Raw genomic sequence first — 22,235 nt, forward strand, 5'->3', positions numbered from 1 at the left:
CTAAATAATGCCTCTATTGTCTTAAAGAACCTTTTTAAAAACGACAAAAAAATCTCCAGTTTAGGTGGAGATTTTTTATTATTACAATCATTTGTGGAAAATATGAATATAGAGCATTTTGACGAGCTGAGCCAAAATCAAGTAAGCCATCAAAATCGCAAGAGCAATTGGTAAGAAGATAAGCGAAGGCGATTTCATGTCTAACAAGCTTGCTACTGATGGAGTAAAGACGATTGCAAAGGCCAAGACAAGAATGATAAAAGTCACAAGATAAATGTATCATGGCGAACGCGATTGAATAATTGGCAATTTTTCAGTTCGCAAGACATGCATGATTGAAGCTTGAGTTGTTAATCCAACTAAGAAACAAGCTGCTTGGAACATTCCTTCAGCGTTTTTAGCATCAGGACCACCAGCACTTACTATGGCGAAGCAATGGAAACCAAATCCCATAACCATATAAGTAGTAACATCGAAAATTGAACTGACTGATCCATTAATTATGGCAAATGGAATTAGGTCTTTTGTAGTCCACTTCCGTGGTTTCATTAAGAATTCTTCGTCAACGTAGTCAAAGGCTATGATTAATTGAGAAAAGTCATAAATTAAGTTTTGGAAAAGCGTTTGAATTGGTGACATTGCTAAAAATAAGTTACCAAAAGCAGCTGTGGCAATAATCATCGAAAGAGCATTTCCAAATTGGGAAGCAATGGTAATCTTCATATATTTCAAGATATTACCAAAGACAGTTCGTCCTTCGATAATACCTCGTTCAAGAACCCCAAGATTTTTTTCTAAAAGAATAATATCTGAAGCTTCTTTGGCAATGTCGGCTGCATTGTTAACTGAGATAGCAACATCAGCTTGGAAAAGAACAGGAGCATCATTAATTCCGTCTCCCATATAACCAACATTATGGCCGTTTTGCTTCAAGGCTTCAAGGACCATTACTTTTTGTGACGGACTTAATTTGACAAAAACATTGGCTTTTTCAACGGCTTTTTGTAATTGGTGGTCGGTCATTTCTTCCAATTCTTGACCACTAACTAAGCCACTAATATTTAACCCTACCATGTTACAAATGGCACGGGTAACTTGCTCATTATCTCCTGTCAAAATTTTCAAGTCAACTCCATATTTTTTAAGGAGGTTAATCATTTTGGCAGCTGATGGTTTTGGTGAGTCTAAGAAACTTGCAAAACCGAAGAAAATTAAGTCTTTTTCATCGACTGGTTTGAATTGTTTTTGGTCGCGACTAACTGGTTTATAGGCAATCCCTAAAACACGCTCTCCGCGTTCATTCATTTTTTCATAACGCGAAATAATTTGTCGACGTAAATTTTCAGTAAGAGGTCTAATTTCGCCTTCATAGAAAACGCGGTTTGTACCTTGAAGTACTTCTTCAACACTACCTTTGGTAACCATGTAGCGTTCTTTTTTTGGATCTTGGAAAACAATAGTTAGTTTTCTTCTGTTGAAGTCAAAAGGAATTTCATCTATTTTGATATAGCTTTTGTCAACCTTTTCAACAAAATTATTGCTGTCATCCTTTTTAAGAGTGTAGTCAACAATAGCACGGTCCATCGGGTTTTTTAGTCCTGTTTGAAAGTAACTATTCATGAATAATAATTTCAAAAGCTCATCGCTTTGCTTTCGATCAACGGTACTATAACTAATTAATTCAATTTTATCGTTTGTTAAGGTCCCTGTTTTGTCAGTTGCCAAAATATCGATAGCTCCTAAAGATTGAATCGAATCCATACGTTTGACAACAACTTTTTCCTTAGTTAACCTAGCCGCCCCATTTGAAAGGTTCGTCGTAATGATTAACGGCAACATTTCGGGCGTTAACGCCACAACTAAAGCAATGGCGAAGAAAAGCCCTGTGAATCATGGATTTTCATTAATGTTTTTGCCAAGGTTAGCATGGTTACGTGCGATAAATACAAAGTAAATTAACGGCACCATGACTAGCATGAAAATTAAAAGTGTACGAGTAACGTGGCGAACACCAGCCAAGAAGCTTCCTTCAGGTTGTTTTTCTTGGTTTAGCATTTCACCAATTGATGAAAAGTAAGTATCGCTACCAGTTGCGGCAACGATGGCTAAAGCACTTCCGGCTATAACACTCGTTCCGGTGTAGCAAATATTTTCAATTTCTAACACGTTATTAGCAACGTGTTTAACTTGAGCATGTTTTTCAACTGGCAAAGATTCCCCAGTTAATGATGATTGATTAATAAAAAGATCGTTCGAATATACTAAACGAACATCGGCGGGAATCATATCTCCACTTGAGAGATAGATAAGGTCTCCAGGTACCAAATCAGTAACTGGTAGTTCTTTACCCATTTTGACAAGTTTTAAAAAGTTTTTATTATCGATTTTGTTGAAATCAAATTTCTTACCATCTTGATTATCTTGATAGCGAATAACGTTGACTTGGTTACTAATGATGTCCCGTAATTTCTTGGTGACAAAGTAACCGCGATAAGATTGGATAAAGGTAATTGTCCCACTTATCATAACCATAGCTAAAACTACGATTGCTCCTACTAAACTAAAAACCGATCTTTCGTCTTCGGTACCAAACACATAAGTAAAGTACGAAGCAAAATTATAAGCCGAAATAACAAGCAAGATGACATTGAACGGACTAAAATAAGCTTTCGCTAATTCATAAAGTCAACGAAAGGGATTTTGGTCAAGTTCATTTTTTCCAAAGTCATCTTTTCGTTTTTCATATTGTTCTTCATCTAAACCAAAACGTTCCAAGTTGTAATGTTTTAACAAACTGGCTTGGTCCATTTTCGCTACTGAACGAATCAGTTCTTGGTTACTGAAGCTATTTCTTTTTTTATCTTTCAAAATGGGAGTTTTTTTTAGTTTTTCTTTAACCATTATTTTCTCCTTCATTTTCTGAATCGAAGCTAACAATTATAGATGACAACCAATTACAATTAATAAATTTAATCAAACATGCTAAAAACTAAAATTACTAAAAATTATTAGGTGATAATCTAGAACCATTTGCTTTGATTGTTTTAATCAATTCGCCAGGTTCAGGTTCTGGCGTAATAGCATTAGTCATTGATTACCACCTCTTTCTTTAAATACTAGTCAATTATAACTGCTTTTCCCAACTTACCCTAATTTTAACTACAAAAAAACCACCAGTCATTGCGAAAGGTGGTTTTTTTGTAGTTAAAAAAGAGTTAGATAGGACTTTATTCTTGACGAATTTTTTTTGCTTTTGCGCGAGTTTCGCGGTATAGTTGCTTAATTTTATCGCGTTTTTGCTTTTTGGCAAAATCGAAAGTCGCAATGCGAATATCTTGTTTGTGGTTTTTTTGGTAAATTCAGTGGAAAATTCAAGTTTCCCCTCATTTGCAAACAGCCACAAGAATTGATAGTCCAATTGAATAGAAAACGATGATGGTCATTTTGCCAGTTGGTAAGTGTTCTGGAGTCGGAACATTAAAAATCGTATTTAGCCCCGGAACAAATAAAGTCAAAATATTAAGAACGAAAGCTAAAACCATCGCTCCAACCATTCATTCATTAATTCTAATTTTTTCACGTTTTTCTTTCGGTACGTAAACTGTATAGTTTCGTTGCCCGACTAACGGAACATAAAAAATCGGTGCAAAGATAATGACTACATAGGCAGCCATTGAAGAAGTGGCTACTCGACCATTTACTAACCAATTGTTTTCACCAACACCTCAAGATGAAACATCTTTGGCATAGGTGTAATAAGTAATTAAAAAGGCAGCAATGGCAAATAGTGTGTTGAATAAGGTGATAGAAATAATTTCTATAATAATTCATTTAAAGACAGATTCGCGTTTAGAACGTGGTTGATAACTCATAACCGTTTCCCTAGAGTGAGCTAGAGAAATAGGTACGGCCAGTAAAGTTTCAACAACTAGAATATGTCAAAGCACATTGATTGTTCCTAAAGCGACTGTTTCCCCTTCGGTTTTAACAATCGCAGCAAAAGCCAGAATGAAGAGGATTGTGAACATTTGGGCAAAGTTGGCTCCTAGTAGGAAAGCGATTGACGTTTTGATTTTTTCGTAAACATTTCGCCCTTCACGAACCCCAGAAATAATAGTCGCAAAGTTATCATCGGTCAAAATAACGTTCGCTGCCTCTTTGGCTACGTCGGTTCCGGTCATTCCCATCGCAATTCCGATATCAGCTTTAGTTAATGATGGTGCATCATTAACTCCATCACCAGTCATCGCCACGATATCTTTTTGACCTTCAAGAATTTCGACAATTCGTGTTTTATCTTCAGGGTTGACCCTTGCAAAAACGTTAACATGTTTTAATTTATTAATTAGCTCTTGGTCAGTTAGCGCTTTCATTTCGCTACCACTCAAGGCCTCGTTGTAAGTATCATCAACAATCCCTAAGCGTTTTCCAATAGCTAAAGCGGTAATTTTATGGTCACCTGTAATCATAATGACACGAATACCCGATTCGTGAGCTCTCGAGACTGCTAAACGAGCTTCACGGCGTGGCGGATCCATCATGGCTATAGCCCCGATGAAGATAAGGTTGGTTTCTAAATCCTTTTCAGTATCCTTTGCATTTGCGGGCAATTCTTTGACAGCAAGTCCAAGGACACGAAGAGCGGACTCTAAAAGAGGTACCATCTTCTCAAAGATAGACTCTTTCATTTCTTTCGTTAAAGGGATGACTTTCCCATTTAAATTTACATGAGTACAAATCTCTAATAATTGGTCTAAGGCACCTTTACAATAGACCATGCGTTTTTTGTTGACTATGTTAACAGTGGTCATTAATTTACGTTCGGAATCAAAGGGGATTTCATCAACTCTTTTGTAATCTTCACGCAATTTTACTTCATTTATTTTATAACGGTGCCCTCAATCGGTGATGGCGATTTCGGTTGGGTCACCGATGCGATTATTTCCCTCACTAATGGCATCGCTACATAGAATCATTCCGTTAACTAAACTTCATGATTCTAAGTCTTTTGCATTATATTTGAAATCATTGACATCATAAGTTTCATTATTGACAAAGATTTTTTCAATAGTCATCCGGTTTTGAGTAAGGGTTCCGGTTTTATCAGAACAAATTACATCCACTGCCCCCAAGGTTTCGATGGCCTCAAAACCTTTGACTATCACGTTACGAGTGGCCAATTTTTTGGCAGATACAGATAAAGAAATCGTTACAATAATCATTAATGATTCAGGAATTAAGGCAATTCCAGCCGAAATTGAAAAAATTAACGAAGCTATCAGTTTATCTGTTTTATCCAAGTGTGAATCAGAAGCGAAATAAGAAATCATGAACACAGCTGTTCCCATTACAAAAGCAATTATCGAGATTCAAAAAGTTAATTGTAATAATTTTTTTTGCAATGGACTTTGGCGTGATTTTGTATTTTTAATTGATTCGGCAATTTTACCAACTGCAGAATAAGGACCCGTGGCAATAACGACACCAATCGCACGTCCATTAGTAACATACGTTGACATAAAACCAATATTAATTTGGTCACCAAGAACAGGGTCTTTAACAGTGACAATATCCGATGTTTTTTCGACAGGTAAGGATTCACCTGTTAAAGCGGACTCATCAACTTTTAATTGCGGTGCTTCGATAATACGAATATCTGCTGGGACAAACTTTCCTGTCTCTAAATAAACAATATCACCACGAACTAAGTCCTCAGTATTAATTTCTTTTTGTTTGCCATCACGTAAAACCACCACTTTTGATTCGGTGAGTGATTGCAAGGCTTTTAATGAAGAACGAGCTTTAAGTTCTTGAAAAGTCGCAATGACTGAATTGGTGATAACTACTCCAAAAATAACGACAATTCCCGGAATTTCGGCAGGGGTAATTTTCCGTCCCAAAGCTAAGGGAAGAATAATTGATAAAAAGCCAGCTAAAAGCATGATAATAGCTAGCGGATCAATTAAGGTTTTTAGGAAAATTACAAAGGCGTTTGTCTCTTTTGGTTCATTAAGTTTATTTTCACCATCTTCTTTCAAACGAGTTTTTGCTTCTTGATCAGTTAACCCGACTGCCGGATTAACTTTTAACTTTTCACAAATTTCTTCGTTTGACATTGCGTATCAACGTTTTTCGGTCTTAACTTCCGGTTTTTTATCCATTTGATGCTCCTTTTTAGAAGATTGCTTGCTTTGCCTTGATATTATACCCCACTTCATTTAGTGAAAAGCGTTCCCCCTCCTTATCGCCAATTATCAAGTTCATAGAACGGACTTGATTGGCATCCATAAAGTTTTTGTTGGAGGACCTCCCTAATATCTTCGCTTTTTAATGACCAAAAGTCATAAAAATCTCAAAAGGCAAAAAAAGTTACAACAACTATATTATCACAAATTAAAAAACAGCCTAATTATCACCATTTTGTTTAATCTTCAACGCCATAGGATAGAGTTTGTTTCGACCAATTTAGGTGTGACATGATGCGGAAAATAGGGGGAACTAAAATTTGAGTTATAGGATAATTTAAACCAAAAGAAACCACTAAATTTGCTAGGATAGCGTAAACTAAACCATTTGATCCTCATGCTGGTCCATATAGGGCCACTCAAACGAAATAACCAGAGATAGTTTGCCAAAAGCAAATTAATGTAAAAGTGGCCATGGTAATAAGACAATAATTAATTAATTCAGTAAAACTTTTCTTCGGTTTAATCTTAAAGGTCATTAAAGCTACGATAGCCGGACTAATCATCGGGAGAAAGTAGTCAAAAAGATAAGAAAAGGGAGAAATTATCAAATTTGTAGGTACCATTACTAAAGCTAGTAAGGCACTAATGCCACCAACAAGGAAACCACCTAAAAAAGAATGAAAAAAAGCAATTATCATCACCATTAAATATTTAAAAGTAACTGTTCCTCCCATTGGCAAAAAGGGCAAAATAGTAACGCCTTCTAAAAAAGTGAAAAGGATGGTTAAGCCAGTAAAAAGACCAATGATGGCAATGTCCCAGGTTTTTCAACGACGAAAACCAAGATTTCAAAATAATTTTTGACTTTTTATTTTTAGATTATTAGATAGTCCTTTTTGTTTAACTTTAGGCAAAAAGTAACAAGTAATTATTAATTGAACAAAATTAAGACCCAAAAAACTTAACCAAATAAATTGCAAGCGATTTTCTTGTCAAGTCAAGGTAGTAAGTTTTAGAAAACTTATACCATGGAGACCATTAAAAACCATAGTTAAACCACAAATCACCAAAAGACTTATTTTGATTGGCTGATAACTATCGGGGGAAACATTTTTTAAAAAAATTGTTCCAAATTGTTGGTTGGTTAAAATCAGAAAACAAAGAAAAAAAGTCAAGGCAATAAAAAAACTGCCGAAGAGGAGGCATAAACTAGCTATTTTTACAACCTTAGGTAATGGTTGATTTATGTTTTTGTCTAGAATTGTGGTTGACGAACTTGGTTCTTCATTTGACACTTTATCTATTATGATATGTTGATGATCATCGGTTTCTAAAACTTTTTCGAAAGCCATATTTTTCCTATTTCTAGAACTAGACGACACAAAAAAAGTTGAATCACGTTAATAATATTGAACTCCCTCCGTTAGTGTTAACTAAATCAGGTTCAAAGAGTGTTTCTCAAACTTTTTTAAAAGTTACCCCTGTTCATTTTTGTATTTTCATTTTTATTTTAACAAAAGTTATTTTAGTTACCAAATGGTCACAATTTTTTAGAAAAAGGGACATTTCTCTTGAAGGATAAAGATAATGGAAATAACTTAAAAAATAGCTTCTTACTTTTTGATAGAATATTTATTGTTATATTAATAAGAAAAGGAATTTTATGTTCAAAAATAAAGCTAAAACTTATGAGTTTTTAACCTTATTTACAATGGTAATTGGCACCGTCATTGGTTCAGGAATCTTTGTTAAAAATAAACAACTATTAGAGCAAACAGGTAACCCTATTATTGCCATTGTCCTTTGGACATTAGTGGGAATAGTCGCCGTAATGACGGTTTATGCCTTTATGCAAATTGCTTCTGCCACTAGAAATCATGGGAATGGAACTGTTAGCAACTGAGCCAAATTGTTTTTAGGACGTCGTTGTGGTTCCTTATTTAGTTTAATTTATGCCTTTTTATACTTCCCAATTTGTCAATCAGTCTTTGTATCAAGTTTTATTGCTTTTTTGTTTTTAGCAATGGGAATTGATGTCAGTCTACATATTCAATTAATCGTTTTCATTGTTTCTGGTGTGACCTTAATTATTTTGATTGGTCTTATTAATGCTTTCTCACCAAACGCAAGCAAAATGATTCAGATTTTTGGAACAGTGTTTAAATTCATTCCGTTAATTGCTGCCCTAATTGCTGGTTTTTGTTTAATTGATAAAACACCAGGAGCAGCAGGAAATTCTTCAATGTGAAATGGTACTGGTGTTGGTGTGCCACCCCATCCGTGATCAGCTACTGATTTTAAATTAGGATTATTTATTCGTGGTTTTGGTCCAATACTTTTTGCTTTTGACGGTTTTATTTATGTTGCTAACGCACAAAAAACGGCTAAATACAAAGAAGTGGTTCCCTTATCATTACTAGCTGGAATGATTTTTGTGGCCGTGTTTTATGTCCTAATGGCAATTTCTTTATTTTTGGGTTCGCCAGATGGCAGTATTGTGGAACTATTGGCGCGAATTTTTTCCAAAAATCCTAATGTAGCCAACATTCTTTCCAATGTAATTCTGATGATTATTTGTTTTATCGGAATTAATATTTTCGGTTTTTTAGGAATAATGGATTTAGAATCAAACGTTGATGCTAAACTAATTTTCTTTCGCCAAGGTAAAATCATGACTCGAAAAAAAGCGGCCTTTATCCAGGTACTTTGTGCATCAGTTGTTTATATTGTTTTCATTTTGTTGGGAGCCATAATTCCTCGTAATGGGTGAGAAGAAGGTTTACATAGTGTGCGGGGCGATTTAGACGTGCATACTTGACTTCAATTGAGTACCGATAAGATTGGCTCATTTGTGGGAACGATTTCTTCAACTGCTTCGGTGCTTGCTTTCATGATGATTGCAACAATTTTGATAGGGGCTTTTGTTAATGATTACACGAAAAAGGTAGATGTTATTCCAATCAAAGGCTTTAAGCCAGTGGCGATGATTGCGGCGATTCTCCTTTATTTAATGGTTATTGCTGGGTTATATGCCTTTATAGAACCAATTAATGTTTATACCGGTAATATCTCGTGAGTCGTTTCTGATGGTTTATATTTCACCATTTTCATGACAGTAGCAATGTTAATTATTTTTGCTTTATGGGGAGCTCAAGAAATGCTTTTCAAAAAATATCCATTCAAACATGGTTTTAATGGATATTTAAGTGAAGAAAAAGCAGCAGAAAAAGCAAAACGAAAAAAACGTAACCGCTAATTTCACGAATCCCGGAACATAGTTTTCGGGATTTTAATTTATGTTAGAATTACAAAATGAAGGAGAATCTATGAATTGACCGAACAAAATTACTATTTTCCGCTTAATTACAGTGCCACTTATTATTGCGTTATTAATTTGTAGTTATTACCTTACAGGTGATCAGTTTTTCATTATCAAAAACAATTACAAATTACCTATTTTCACTTTAACGGCTGGAATTTTATTCATTATTGCTTCGTTAAGTGATTTTCTAGATGGTTATATTGCTCGAAAATATAATATCGTGACTGATTTCGGTAAGTTCTTAGATCCGATTGCCGATAAGTTTCTCGTTAATTCCGTTCTTATTTTGTTTGCTTGAAACCAAATGATTCCTGTTTGAGTAACGCTAATTTTTATCTTAAGGGATATTTTCGTGGATTTCATCCGCATGATGTTGGCCAAAAACAATGTCACTTTAGCTGCTGGTATCTGAGGAAAACTCAAAACTGTTTTTCAAATGATTGGTTTAAGTTTGCTCTTCTTTGTCTCTTATAAATTTTTTGCAGATTATCCCCAAGAATATGGTTGATTTAACCAAGTAACCTTAAGTCCGGTTTATTTGGGTGTTTTCTTTAGTCTTTACTCTGGGGTTGATTATTTTATAAAAGCCGCTCCGACACTTTTCCCTCATCATAAAACGAAAGGAATAAAATAATGTATCAAAATTGAGAACTTTTTACGACTCAAAAGAATCTACCTTTGACGCCAACAGTCAAAGAACAATTACAAAAATACTTTGACTTTTTAGTTCAAGAAAATAAAAAGTCAAATTTAACTCGGATCGTCAGCGAGGATGACGTCTATCAAAAACATTTTTTAGATTCAATTCTCTTTACTGAAGAAGTAACATTGAAGGACCAAAACCTTTTGGATGTTGGTTCGGGTGCGGGTTTCCCTGGTCTAGTTTTGAAAATTTTTTATCCTGATTTGAACATCACTTTGGTGGAATCAAATACTAAAAAGGCCGCTTTTTTAGAAGCTGCAATTACCCACTTGGACTTAAAAAAAATTCAAGTAGTTAATGAACGCATGGAACTTTATTCACGTCAACATCACGAGGAATTTGACATTATTGTTTCGCGCGCCGTTGCTAGTTTAAAAGTCTTACTAGAGATTTGTGCTCAAGCCCTTAAAGTGGATGGTTATTTTATTGCCCTAAAAGGACCAAAAGCTTTTGAAGAAGAAAAAAACGCCGCTCCTTTAATTAAGGAACTAAATTTTAAATTAGTAAAAACTCAGGTTTTAAAGGAACTAGAGTTTGGAGAACGAATTAATTTATTTTATAAAAAAATGGCTCCAACCCCTGAGCAATATCCACGCGATTACCGAATTATTAAAAAACAAAATCGCTAGAAAAATAAAAATATTAGTAGTTATGGAGAAATAATTTAATGAGTTTAAAAGTTGGTATTGTCGGTTTACCGAATGTCGGTAAATCGACCTTATTTAATGCAATTACAAATTCGAGCGTAGAAGCTGCAAACTATCCTTTTGCCACAATCGCTCCGAATGTTGGAACGGTAATGGTGCCAGATAGTCGACTTGATCTTTTGGAAAAACTGTTTGCTTCCAAAAAGAAAGTGGCAGCCACCATTGAATTTGTTGATATTGCTGGTTTAATTGCTGGAGCTTCAAAGGGTGAGGGCTTAGGGAATGCCTTTCTAAGCAATATTCGGGAAACTGATGCCTTAGTACAAGTGGTTAGGTGTTTTGACGATAAAGAAATTATGCATGTTGAAGGTTCAGTAGACCCGATTCGGGATTTAGAAATTATTAACTTAGAATTAATGTTGGCTGATGAACAAGTTATTCAAAAGCGTTTGCAACGTCTCGCTCCAAAAGCTAAAGGGGGCGATAAAAGTGTGCTTGGCGAAGTCAAACTTTTAGAAAAACTGCAAACTCAATTAAATAATAACCAATTATTAAATAGTCTTGAATTAACAGATGAAGAACAAAAAATGCTTCGTGGGTTTGGTTTATTAACCACGAAACCGTTAATTTATGTGGCTAATGTTGGTGAAGCAGATTTGGGTAACGAAGACGATAATGCCTATGTACAAAAACTAAAAGAATATGCAGCCAACCAAGGTTTTCCGGTAGTAAAAATTAGTGCCAAAATCGAAGCAGAATTATCGGAATTAGAAGCGACTGAAAAACTTTTATTCCTTCAAGAAATTGGAGCTACCCAAAGTGGCCTTGACCAATTAATTCAAACTGCTTATGAACTTCTTGGTTTGAAAACTTTTTTCACCGCTGGTCCACAAGAAGTTCATTCATGAGCGTTTGTTAATGGTATGACTGCCCCTCAATGTGCTGGAATTATTCATACTGATTTTGCGCGTGGTTTCATTAAAGCAGAAATTTATCCCTTCGCAGCAATAGAACAACATGGTAGCGAAAAGGCTGTGAAAGATCATGGTCAAATTAGGTTAGAAGGAAAAACTTATGTGATGCAAGATGGTGATGTTTGCTTCTTTAAATTTAATGTTTAAAGTTAAAAAGTTCCATTTCATCTCCCAAGTTTTATATGAGTAATATTTTTAAAAAGAAATTAGTTGTTAAGGGTCACGTCCTCAATTATGAATTGCGCTTTCGACCCCAAAAAAACATTATTATTAGAATCCGTGAGGGCCAATTATTTATTAGCGCTCCAGAAGGAACGCCAGATTGGGAAATCGAAAGAGCTATTTATCGTCATTATGAAAAAATCACCATCGTGCAAAATCGTTATGAAGAGCAATCTAAATATGAATTATATGGGTCTAATAAATGGATTAAAATTTTTGACAAACCAATTCCAATCTTGTTGGAAGAAGAAATGATTCACGCTCGTTTAGTGAATGGTTGTCTTACAATGCATAATTATTGAGATCAAGAAGTGCAACTTAAAAAAATTTATAATTTTTTGAGTCAGTTCTATAAAAATTGGTTTTATGAAGTTACTTCGCAATGAGCTTTAAAAATGGGTGTTGAATTCAAAACGATATCTTTAAGAATTATGAATTTGAAATGGGGCGTTTGTTATCCGGAAACTGGCAAAATAATTTTTAATCCGAAACTTCTCCACTTTCCCGCCTCTCATATCAACTATGTAATTGTTCATGAATTGGCGCACTTAAACCACCCTAACCATTCAACCGCCTTTTGACGAGAAGTAGAACGTTTCCTCCCCAATTACCGCGAATTAAAAGCCAAAATAAACCAAGCAGGCTTGTAGAAACCTTTACATTGATTTTTAAATGTGCTAGCATTATTCGGATATGTCGAGGGAAAAATGAATCATCAAAGTGTTAATTTAGTTAAAAATAAACATTTTAAGCCAAAATTGGCTTTCTTTAGTCTTTCATTTTTGCCAACAACTAAAAACTAACCAATTATAAAATTGGTTAGTTTTTTTTAGAAGGAGGAATAAATGCAACAAATAAAATCTAAAAATAATGCTGAATTAGCGCCAAAAGTCTTAGATGAAAATGCTTTAACACTTGTTTTAGAACCTCATGAACGTCCTAAATCAATCGGCCAATGAATCATTTTATCATTTCAACATGTTTTCGCCATGTTTGGCTCAACCGTCTTAGTGCCCATGATTATTAATGCTACCGCCACAGCTAAGCTTGGTAGCCCAATTGAGGTTATGAACATTTCCATGGCGCTTTTCTGTAGCGGAGTCGGTACCCTTGTCTACATCGCTTGTACAAAGGCAAAGGTTCCAATGTACCTCGGAAGTTCGTTTGCTTATATGTCTGCAATTGGCACTAATTTCCCCCTATATGGGAATGCTGTTTTTATTGCTATTATGGTAGCGGGATTAATTTATATCCTCTTCGGTGTGGTGGCCTATTATGTAGGAACTAAATTTATTGAAACTTTATTACCAGCCGTTGTTGTGGGCCCAATTATTATCGTGATTGGAATTGGTGTAGCTCCAAGCGCTGTTGATAATGCTGGTCTCAATGCCACTAATTGAAAAGAAGGCTATCCAGCTTGATTAGGTATTATAATCGCACTCTTTACTGCTGGAGTGACCATGATTATGGCTTTAAAGGCAAAAGGATTTTTCAAAATTGTGCCAATTTTAAGTGGTGTGATTGCTGGATATTTATTTGCCATGATTTTGCATCTTTCTAATCCTGATTGAGGAATTTTAAATACAAAACTTTTAACCGATACTAGTGCTTGGGAATGACACCCATCTTTTAAAAAGTTTTGGGATGTCAAGGGAGCTGATATTGGACCCGCCATTATCGCGATTAGTCCTTTAGCCTTAGTAGCCATTGCTGAGCATATTGGTGAACATATTAGTCTTGGTTACATGACCGGCAAAAATTTTGTGAAAAAACCTGGAATGCACCGCACTTTAATTGCGGATGGAATTTCGATTGTTTTCGATGGTCTTGTTGGAGGGCCGCCAAATACAACTTATGGTGAAAATACCTCGGTTGTTGGAATGACCAAAGTAGCCTCTGTTTGGGTAACTGGATTAGCCGCTATCTTTGCGATCATTTTATCCTTCCTTGCGCCAGTTAACCAAATTATCTTAATGATGCCTAAACCAGTAATGGGAGGCATTAGTATGATTATGTTTGGCCTAATTGCCGCCAATGGTATTCGTGTCCTAATTAGTAATAAAATTGATTACGGAAATATGCGGAACGTCTTCATCACCGCTTTGATTCTAGTGCTTGGGCTAGGTTCGGCGGTAATTAAAATCACTACCGGGGCCTCGGCTTTAGAATTTAATGGGGTGGCTTTAGCAGCTTTCGGAGGTATTATTTTAAACTTGATTCTACCGCGTAAACTAAATGATGGTTTTTATCTTTGAAATTGAATGAAAGCCCAAATTTCGACTCGGAAAAAAACTTCGAAATCGAAGGATAAAACTCCCAATAATTAATAAAATCTAAAACTTTCCTTTTAAAAAATTAAGTCTTTTAGGACTTAATTTTTTTATCGTTATTTTAATATTCTCCATGATAGAATTTATTAACTTATAAATTTTTAGAAGGAGTTTTGTGGATGCTTAAGTTTATTCCTAAAAGTATTAACCTAGCATATTTTCGGAATTGAAGTTTTTTATATAAATTATTTTTTGGACTATTTATCATTGCTTTAATTCTTGGTTCATATATTGAAAACATGATTGATTTAGCTCATCTCAATCATGATGTTGAATTATGAATAAAATCCTTAGAAGCTCAAGACTTAACTCTTGACTCGTTTTTGCAAGAATACCAACAAACCTTCGGTCAACGATCAAATCATAGTTGGATTAGTATTTACCCTGACTATGTATTACAAAATCAGACTAATGATGGACCGATTAAAATTGCTACCCTAATTAGTAATGCCAAATATGGAAGTTATACAATTGCTTTTTTTTCTTACTTTACAACAATTAGCAACTTTAGTATCGGGCTTTGGTTCCTTTATGCCGCGATTCGACCTCAAAACGAAGGAAAAAAAGGTTACCTTGGTTATAGCAGTACTTTGATCTTGACTACCTACATTACTATCACAATGCTAATTTGGTTAGGATTATTATTACCCACTAATTTGTCTTCTGGAACGGTGATGTCAGCAAAAGATTGATTCACCGGTTTGATGCAACACCTTATCTTACCACTAGCGTTTATTGGCTATGTTTGCTTTACTTTCAAAAGTGAAAAGCTCTTAACAACTCACCAATATATGAAAAAAGAATGATGAAAAGTGTTTTTTCTTTTATTGGGTTATGGCCTATATTGCTTGATAAGGGGTGAAATTCGTTATCGCACTAATCAACCAAGTGATACTCTTTACCCTTATTTTTTCTTTAGAATCCATGAAGCCAAAGTTATGGGTCTCCCTGGATTTGCTTGATTTATGATTGCTATTCTGCTTATCGCCGCGATTGCGTTTGGTTTCTCAATTTCTTACAATTTCATTCAAACCAAACGTTTTCCTCAGTATTTAGTTTTAGAGGAAAATAAAAACGAAATAAAAAATAAGGTTTAGAACCTTATTTTTTATTTTTTTTAGTTGGCGCTTTTCTTGGTTTTTTTGCTTTTTTTTCCTTCGGCTGAGCAATATATTCTAGTCAACTACCATCTGGTTGTTCATATTCACGATAGGAACAACCGTTTGTTGAGAATAATGAGCACCCACGTCCACGACCATATCGTGATTTAATAAAAACTAGTTTACCATCGTGACATTTTGGGCAAAGCAAGTCACTGGTTTGAGCTTTTGCGACTTCCTCTTTGGTTTTGTTATTTAAGTGTCCGTAGATTTCTTTTAACCATTTAACATTGTCAAAATTACCATTGGCGATTTCGTCTAGTTTTTCTTCCATGGAAGCAGTATAACTAAGGTTAAAGAATTCTTCAAAGCCTTTATAAAGATAATCTTCCGCAACATATCCCTTTTCTGTCATTTCGATAGCCTTACCTTTATGGTAAATAACGTATTCGCGTTCTTTAAGTTTCGTCAAAATCGGGCTATAAGTTGAAGGCCTACCAATACCTAGGGCTTTTAATTCCTTAATTAAACTTGCTTGATTATACATTTTTGGCGGCATTGTTTTAGCTGATTCGTTTTGCACAAAATCTTTTGAAATTGTTGTTGTAAAGTCCTTTTCCAAAGGTAAATCAACTTTAGGTTGACGGAGTTTTTGGCCAATTTCTTCTTCGTTATCATCAAGTTCGATATCTTCGTCAGATTTTTGGTGAACTAAATTTTGGTAACCATCATCATGCACCTCTTGCCATGATTGTTTAAATTCATAACCTTCATTAAGAAGGGTTCAGCGGTGGTTAATTCCACGTGGTCCATGCATCAATGATTTAAGTGTATTTCATCAAATTAAGGCATAAATTCTTTTTTGAATTTCGTCATCCAATTGGTCCATCACTTTTTCGGGTGTTTCTGCTAAATTAGTGGGGCGAATTGATTCGTGAGCTTCCTGCGCGTTTTTATCTTTTTTTTGTATAGCTAAACCAGCATAAAGCTCAGGTTTAAAATGAGTTTCAATATAGGTTTTGGCTTCTTGAATAAAAGTTTCTGAATAACGTGTTGAATCGGTACGGATATAAGTTATCAAACCAGCTTCGTATAATTTTTGTGCTGCGACGGTGATTTGAGCGGCACTAAGATGTAGTTTTGAAAAACCATCTTGTAATAGACCAGCCGTTGAATAGGGTTTAAAACTTCTTGTTTCATATGGAGTGGCTTTGTAATCAATACATTGGTAAATATCACCTAAATTATTAAGAATAGTTTCGGCTTGTTGATCATTAATATAATAAGTTTTTTCAGTATTGACCAAGACTTGGTCTTTATCTTTAGTTAGTAATAAATTTAAATGGCGTTTTGGTTCAACCACTTTAATTTTATGGTAGGAAATTTCTTTAAAGGCCTTAATCAAACGGTCGCGAGCAATTAAAAGGTAAAGGGCAGGTGTTTGCACTCGACCAGCACTCATTAAACCAGTATTTTTTTGAAGGGCTTTTGAGACTAAGTAGCCAATTATTTTGTCAAGCATTTGACGTGATAATTGCGCTTTAACTAAATCTTCATCAATTTCTGTTAAGTTTTTAAAGGCTTCAATTACTGCGGAACTCGTGATTTCGTTAAAAGTAGCTCTCTTTGTTGGTTTATTAAAATCCAAAAGTAAGTTAGCTAGATGCCAAGCAATTGCTTCCCCTTCGCGATCTGGATCGGAAGCTAGAACAATCATATCGGCTTGTTTAGCTGCTTTTTTTATTTCAGTAATATTTTTGCTTTTTCCCCGTTCAACGACAAAATTTGGGGTCATTGTTTCTAAATCAATACCAAGACCATTTTCACCACGGTCTGGAATTTTATTAATGTGACCTGCACTTGCTAAAACTGTGAACTCATTTTCTGGGAAACCTTCGGTCAAAAAATGCTGAATTTTTTTGGTTTTTGATGGTGATTCTAAGAGCACTAAAACTTTGGCCATCATTCCCTCCTTCATTATTTATTTTTTTCATTTTTTAATCTTACCCTATCTTACCCGATTTTTTGATAATAATAAGTTCGTAAAGAGGTTCTTTTGATTAATATATAATATAAAGAATTGTCTAGAACAATTTTATAGAAAAGAGAGATCACATGACTGCTTCCTCCATTTTTCCAAAAAACGCAATTTTAAAAGAGCCTCGAGCCTTTAAAACTCGTAAAAACCGGAAAAATAAGGAACGGAAGCCATGGCATGTCTTGTCGGCTTTCTCAATCCTTTTGATTTTGATTGCTATTTTGGTCATCACTTCATGAATTTTGAATTGAGCCAATGTCCATACAAATATTACTACAACAACTATAGATGCCTTAGGAATCTATTTAAAACAAAATGGAACCGAAGTGCATATCTTACCAGGAGATTCTTTATTTAAAGAAATTTTTGGTGATGCTAGCTTAACTAACAACCAACAACAACTAAATGACCTGCTTCATAAATGGCTAGGTGCTAACCGTGATTACGAATTTGATCGGTGAGATTTAAGAATTTTAAGCGAAACTACTAGTGTCAAAATTAAAGCTCTTGGAGTCATTGATATTTTCTTTGCTCCAATTAAAGGCTTTGTCAAACAAGCTAATATTATTATTTTCGTTTTAATTGTTGGTGGCTTTCTATTTTTGGTTGTCCAATCAAAATCTTTAGAAGGATTTAGCCAAGGTTTAATTCATAAATTAAAAGGCAAAGAACTTTGAGCCATTCCCCCCATTATGCTTTTCTTTTCTCTTTGTGGAACTGTTGAGGGTTTGGCAGAAGAAGCTTTAGCTTTTTACGCTTTTTCGATTCCCTTAATGCTTATTGCTGGTTTTGATACAATGACTGGTTTCTTAATAGTGTTTTTAGGTGCTGGAATTGGTGTTGTTGGGTCAACAGTGGTGCCATTTTCAATTGTTCCAGCAATAAATGCGCTTAATGGTGCCTCAGTCGACCAAGGTGGGCCAAGTAATTTTATCACCATAGGTGATGGGCTGGTTTGACGTTTTATTACTTGGTTTGTGGTGACGAGTTCAGCGATTGGGTTTGTCACTTGATATGCTTGAAGAGTTAAACGTCATCCAGATTTGTCTGTCACTTTTAAAACAGCGACTCAAGATAAAAAATTCTTTTTGGCTAATTCTTACGAAAAAATTAAAATGGATTGACGTCGTAAAACTACATTAGCAATTTTCTTTCTAGCGTATTTAATTATGCTTCTTTATTTGATTAATTGAGATACTTTAACTGGTACCAATATCATGGCCAAAGCAGGCGAAAAAATGAATGAAAAAGTGCCATGGTTAACGGCTTGAATTCCTGGTTTTGGCCAAGGCTCATTATTAGAAGTATCTTGTTTCTTCCTCATTGGTTCAATTATTTTAGGACTTATTAATGGGCTAGGCGAAGATAAGTTTATTAAGGAATTTATGACCGGAGCTTCAGATCTATTAAGCGTTAGTTTGGTAATTGCGACTGCTTCAGGAATTGCCTTAGTTTTAGAAGCGACTTATATGCAAAATCTTGTGCTAGTTGGTTTAGAAAATAGCATTGGGTCTTTAAACTCTAATATTGGTAAATTAATTATTTTATTCTTACTCTTTATTCCAATTTCAATTTTCATTCCTTCAACATCTGGTTTTGCAGTGGCCATTTTCCCCTTACTTCTAAATGTCGTGGCTGTTAAGGATGGAAACGGTGAAATTATTGGAGCTCATGATGTGTTAGCCTCTGGATCGGTTGAAGCTTTTGTCAATGCCAATGGTTTTGTTAACTTATGATCACCAACATCATCGCTAGTCTTAGCTGGTCTTGCTATCGCAAGAATTAACTACATCACTTATCTGAAATTAATGTGAAAATATTTCCTTGCTCTATTTGCTTTATTAATCTTAATGCTTACTTTTGGTGGTTTAATTGGTGGAAATATTGCCTAAAAAACGTAAAATAAAATAAACTAATAATAGTAATAGAAGGATTAATTTATGAAAAAATATCGATTGCGATATGCTCCCTCACCAACAGGTTTTCTCCATATCGGTAATACAAGAACAGCTTTAATGGCTTTCCTTTTTGCTAAACATTATGATGGAACCTTTATCGTTCGCATTGAGGACACAGACCTTGAACGAAATGTCGATGGAGCGATTGAATCACAATTTAATAATTTAGATTGATTAGGCATAAAAGCTGATGAATCAATTTATCAACCAGGCTTACAAAAATATGGTGCTTACCTCCAATCACAAAAATTTCCACGTTACCGAGAAATGGCTGAAAAATTAGTGCAAGAAGGCAAAGCTTACTATTGTTTTTGTACTGAAGAAGAATTGGACCAAGATTATCAAAAACAAAAATCTCAAGGTATAGTAGCAACTAAATATAATGGTCAATGCAGTTGTTTAACGACTTCAGAAATCGAGCAAAATTTGAAGGCGAATAAGCCTTACACAATTCGCTTTAAAGTACCAAATAATCATGATTGAACAATGGCTGATTTGGTGCGAGGACCAATTACTTTCCAAAGTAAAGACCTTGGTGATTTTGTAATCATTAAAGCGAACGGGGTAGCGACTTACAACTTTGCGGTGGTGATTGATGATCATGATATGGAAATTAGTCATGTCGTTCGGGGGGAAGAACATATTTCAAACACTCCTCGACAAATGATGATTTACGATGCTTTTGGTTGAGAATATCCTGAATTTGCCCATTTGACTTTAATTGTTGATGAAACTGGTAAAAAACTTTCAAAACGAAGCGGAAATGCTCTTTTCTTTATCGAACAATATCGCAAACAAGGTTATTTGCCTGACGCTATTTTTAACTACATTGCTTTATTAGGCTGGTCGCCAAAAGGGGAAAAAGAATTGTTGACCCCACCTGAATTAGTGAGTCACTTTGATGAAAAACGCTTTAGTAAGTCTCCTTCGACTTTTGATATGAAAAAATTGCGTTGAATCAACTCGCAATATCTTAAGAAACTGTCAGAAGAGGATTACCTAACTTTCATTAAACCCTTTATTGATTCTTCACGTTTTAACTGAAAAACAAAACATCAAAATTGGATTGATCACGTACTCAAGCTTTACCAAAAAGAACTTGAGTATGGAGAACAAATTAACGACCATTTAGGTTTATTTTTTGAGCCACAAACTTTGCCGCTAGAGGTGGTTATAAACTTGAAGAATTTGGATGACTTCACTAAATTAATCAGCTATTTTGAAAAAGAAATTCGTAATCTTGAACCCTGAACTGTGGAAAGCATCCAACAATTGATTAAAAAAACTGGAGTTGCCACTAATAGCAAAGGCAAAAATTTATTTATGCCTTTGCGTTCATTCACAACAAGGGCGGAACACGGCCCTGCTTTGGCGGATAACATCTTTTTGTTGGGCAAGGAGCAAGTTTTAAAAAATATCTCCGAAACTACAAAGGAATTCCTTAATTAGCAAAAAAGAAGCTTAAAAGCTTCTTTTTTGCTAATTTTTTTGCTAATTAGATATTGATAGAATAATAAAAAGAGAGAAATCATGACCAAAGAACACCTTTTAATTAAATTAAAAAATCTGGCTTTTAGTGAACGCAATATTTATCAACCAATTGCGAAATTTGCATTTCAAAATTATTCAAAAATTAAGGACATTAATATTTCTATTTTAGCTTTGAAAACCAATTCATCGCCGGCCACAATTACAAGGTTTTGTAAACATCTTGACCTAACAGGATATAAGGAATTTGTAGCAATTTTAAGTCAGGAAAATACTCAAGTAAAAGAATTTGAATTTTTAAATAATAATTTGCAATTGCAAACTCGTATCAATGAAATTATTTTGGAAACAGCTTATTTAATTGATGAAAAAAATATTTGCGAATTAGTTTCAGATATTATAAATAAGCCTCATAAAATGATTCTCATTGGTTACGGCGATTCTGGGACCTTCCTAAAAATGTTTGCTTCAAGATTATTAAGATTGGGTATTAATGTTAATTTCTTTAGTGAAGTTGAGGATATGGGAGTAGCCTCGCTTTTAGTAGATAATGAGACAATTGTTTTAGCTTTATCTGTTTCGGGTTCAACTAAAATCGTTTTAGAATTCATTAACCTATGTAAAAAAGCAAAGTCCAAAATTTATTCAATTACAAAATATGATGAAAATACTTTAAAAAAACTTTCGCAAATAAATTTCTCGCTTTCATATGATTCAGACAATTATTTAATTACCAAAACACCAAGATATGGCGTAATTTTCATCTTTGATTTAATTTTTGAAAAAATTATTGCGTCTAACCCTGAAAAATACCTCAAAATATTGCAAAAAACCCGTTAATTAAGTAAAAAAATCCTCAATAATATTTTATTTTTTTTACAAATCGATTTTTTAATTTAAAAAAAGATAAATTTCCTCCACGTTAAAATCAAGGTAGGGGTAAAACAAAAATGACATATTTAAAAATTGATGAAGTAATTAAAAAGATTATGGTTTTGCATAATCTAAGTTTTAAAGAAACTCAAGAAAAAGTTTTTATTAACCACATTGAAATGTTTTACAATCGTTTACTCAATAACGAGAATGTGGGTATTGAATTAACTGAAACTTTAAAAAAACAAATTTCTCTAAGTGTTTGAGTTCGGGCGGAGAAATTCATTAATGATTTTTTAAAAGTTATGAATCAAAATCTAGGAAATAAAATTCTTGAAGTTCCAGAAATTGAGTTATTTTTAGTGGCCACCCATTTGTTATTGCTATAGGAG

The 22,235-nt window shown here is 34.4% G+C and carries 15 protein-coding genes and 1 riboswitch; of the genes, 11 read left to right on the top strand and 4 right to left on the bottom strand.

Annotated elements, in window-relative coordinates; translation table 4 throughout:
• Positions 1–81: 81 nt before the first annotated feature.
• From mgtA to EFREU_RS00305, 3 genes are all read right to left on the bottom strand, one after another.
• On the bottom strand, positions 82–2,901 hold the full coding sequence (gene mgtA, locus EFREU_RS00295) for a magnesium-translocating P-type ATPase (RefSeq protein WP_232673621.1): 2,820 nt from the start codon (positions 2,899–2,901) through the stop codon (positions 82–84).
• A gap of 326 nt (positions 2,902–3,227) precedes the next feature.
• Positions 3,228–6,161, bottom strand: a complete 2,934-nt coding sequence (locus tag EFREU_RS00300) for a cation-translocating P-type ATPase (protein ID WP_198507957.1) — start codon at positions 6,159–6,161, stop codon at positions 3,228–3,230.
• Between the two features lie 263 nt (positions 6,162–6,424).
• Entirely contained in the window at positions 6,425–7,540 is a 1,116-nt protein-coding gene (locus EFREU_RS00305) for an energy-coupled thiamine transporter ThiT (protein ID WP_100609053.1), read from the bottom strand.
• 46 nt (positions 7,541–7,586) lie between these two features.
• A riboswitch (TPP riboswitch) is annotated at positions 7,587–7,681 on the bottom strand.
• A 170-nt stretch (positions 7,682–7,851) separates the two neighbouring features.
• Between EFREU_RS00305 and EFREU_RS00310 the strand changes: the two genes are divergently transcribed.
• The 7 genes from EFREU_RS00310 (at position 7,852) to EFREU_RS00340 (ending at position 15,483) form a co-directional block, all read left to right on the top strand.
• Positions 7,852–9,444, top strand: a complete 1,593-nt coding sequence (locus EFREU_RS00310; RefSeq protein ID WP_100609054.1) for an APC family permease — start codon at positions 7,852–7,854, stop codon at positions 9,442–9,444.
• Between the two features lie 40 nt (positions 9,445–9,484).
• Positions 9,485–10,144 (top strand): CDP-diacylglycerol--glycerol-3-phosphate 3-phosphatidyltransferase, encoded by a 660-nt coding sequence (gene pgsA / locus EFREU_RS00315; protein ID WP_100609055.1) that lies wholly within the window; start codon positions 9,485–9,487, stop codon positions 10,142–10,144.
• Positions 10,144–10,842: a 16S rRNA (guanine(527)-N(7))-methyltransferase RsmG gene (rsmG, locus tag EFREU_RS00320; protein ID WP_100609056.1), complete on the top strand. Its 699-nt coding sequence runs from the start codon at positions 10,144–10,146 to the stop codon at positions 10,840–10,842. Before pgsA ends, rsmG begins: the two co-directional genes overlap by 1 nt.
• Positions 10,843–10,880: 38 nt before the next feature.
• Positions 10,881–11,981, top strand: coding sequence for a redox-regulated ATPase YchF (gene ychF / locus EFREU_RS00325; protein WP_100609057.1), 1,101 nt, complete (start codon positions 10,881–10,883; stop codon positions 11,979–11,981).
• 35 nt (positions 11,982–12,016) lie between these two features.
• Positions 12,017–12,706, top strand: coding sequence for a M48 family metallopeptidase (locus EFREU_RS00330; protein WP_100609058.1), 690 nt, complete (start codon positions 12,017–12,019; stop codon positions 12,704–12,706).
• A gap of 195 nt (positions 12,707–12,901) precedes the next feature.
• Complete coding sequence (locus EFREU_RS00335; protein WP_100609059.1) at positions 12,902–14,383, top strand: uracil-xanthine permease family protein; 1,482 nt, start codon at positions 12,902–12,904, stop codon at positions 14,381–14,383.
• A 122-nt stretch (positions 14,384–14,505) separates the two neighbouring features.
• Positions 14,506–15,483 (top strand): Pr6Pr family membrane protein, encoded by a 978-nt coding sequence (locus tag EFREU_RS00340; protein ID WP_100609060.1) that lies wholly within the window; start codon positions 14,506–14,508, stop codon positions 15,481–15,483.
• A gap of 4 nt (positions 15,484–15,487) precedes the next feature.
• Here EFREU_RS00340 and topA read toward each other — a convergent pair whose 3' ends face one another.
• Positions 15,488–17,449 carry a type I DNA topoisomerase gene (gene topA, locus EFREU_RS00345; RefSeq protein ID WP_100609061.1) on the bottom strand — a complete coding sequence of 654 codons (1,962 nt, stop codon included), beginning with the start codon at positions 17,447–17,449 and terminating at the stop codon, positions 15,488–15,490.
• Between the two features lie 152 nt (positions 17,450–17,601).
• On the opposite strand from topA, the gene EFREU_RS00350 reads away from it, so the two are divergent.
• The 4 genes from EFREU_RS00350 (at position 17,602) to EFREU_RS00365 (ending at position 22,232) form a co-directional block, all read left to right on the top strand.
• Entirely contained in the window at positions 17,602–19,416 is a 1,815-nt protein-coding gene (locus EFREU_RS00350; protein ID WP_100609062.1) for a YfcC family protein, read from the top strand.
• A 48-nt stretch (positions 19,417–19,464) separates the two neighbouring features.
• A complete protein-coding gene (gene gltX / locus EFREU_RS00355) occupies positions 19,465–20,931 on the top strand; it encodes a glutamate--tRNA ligase (RefSeq protein ID WP_100609063.1) in 1,467 nt (488 codons plus the stop codon).
• 81 nt (positions 20,932–21,012) lie between these two features.
• Positions 21,013–21,810 (top strand): MurR/RpiR family transcriptional regulator, encoded by a 798-nt coding sequence (locus tag EFREU_RS00360; RefSeq protein ID WP_100609064.1) that lies wholly within the window; start codon positions 21,013–21,015, stop codon positions 21,808–21,810.
• Between the two features lie 110 nt (positions 21,811–21,920).
• On the top strand, positions 21,921–22,232 hold the full coding sequence (locus tag EFREU_RS00365; protein ID WP_100609065.1) for a hypothetical protein: 312 nt from the start codon (positions 21,921–21,923) through the stop codon (positions 22,230–22,232).
• Positions 22,233–22,235: the final 3 nt, after the last annotated feature.

It is taken from the genome of Entomoplasma freundtii (assembly GCF_002804205.1).
In the GTDB taxonomy this organism is placed as follows: Bacteria; Bacillota_I; Bacilli_A; order Mycoplasmatales; family Mycoplasmataceae; genus Williamsoniiplasma; species Williamsoniiplasma freundtii.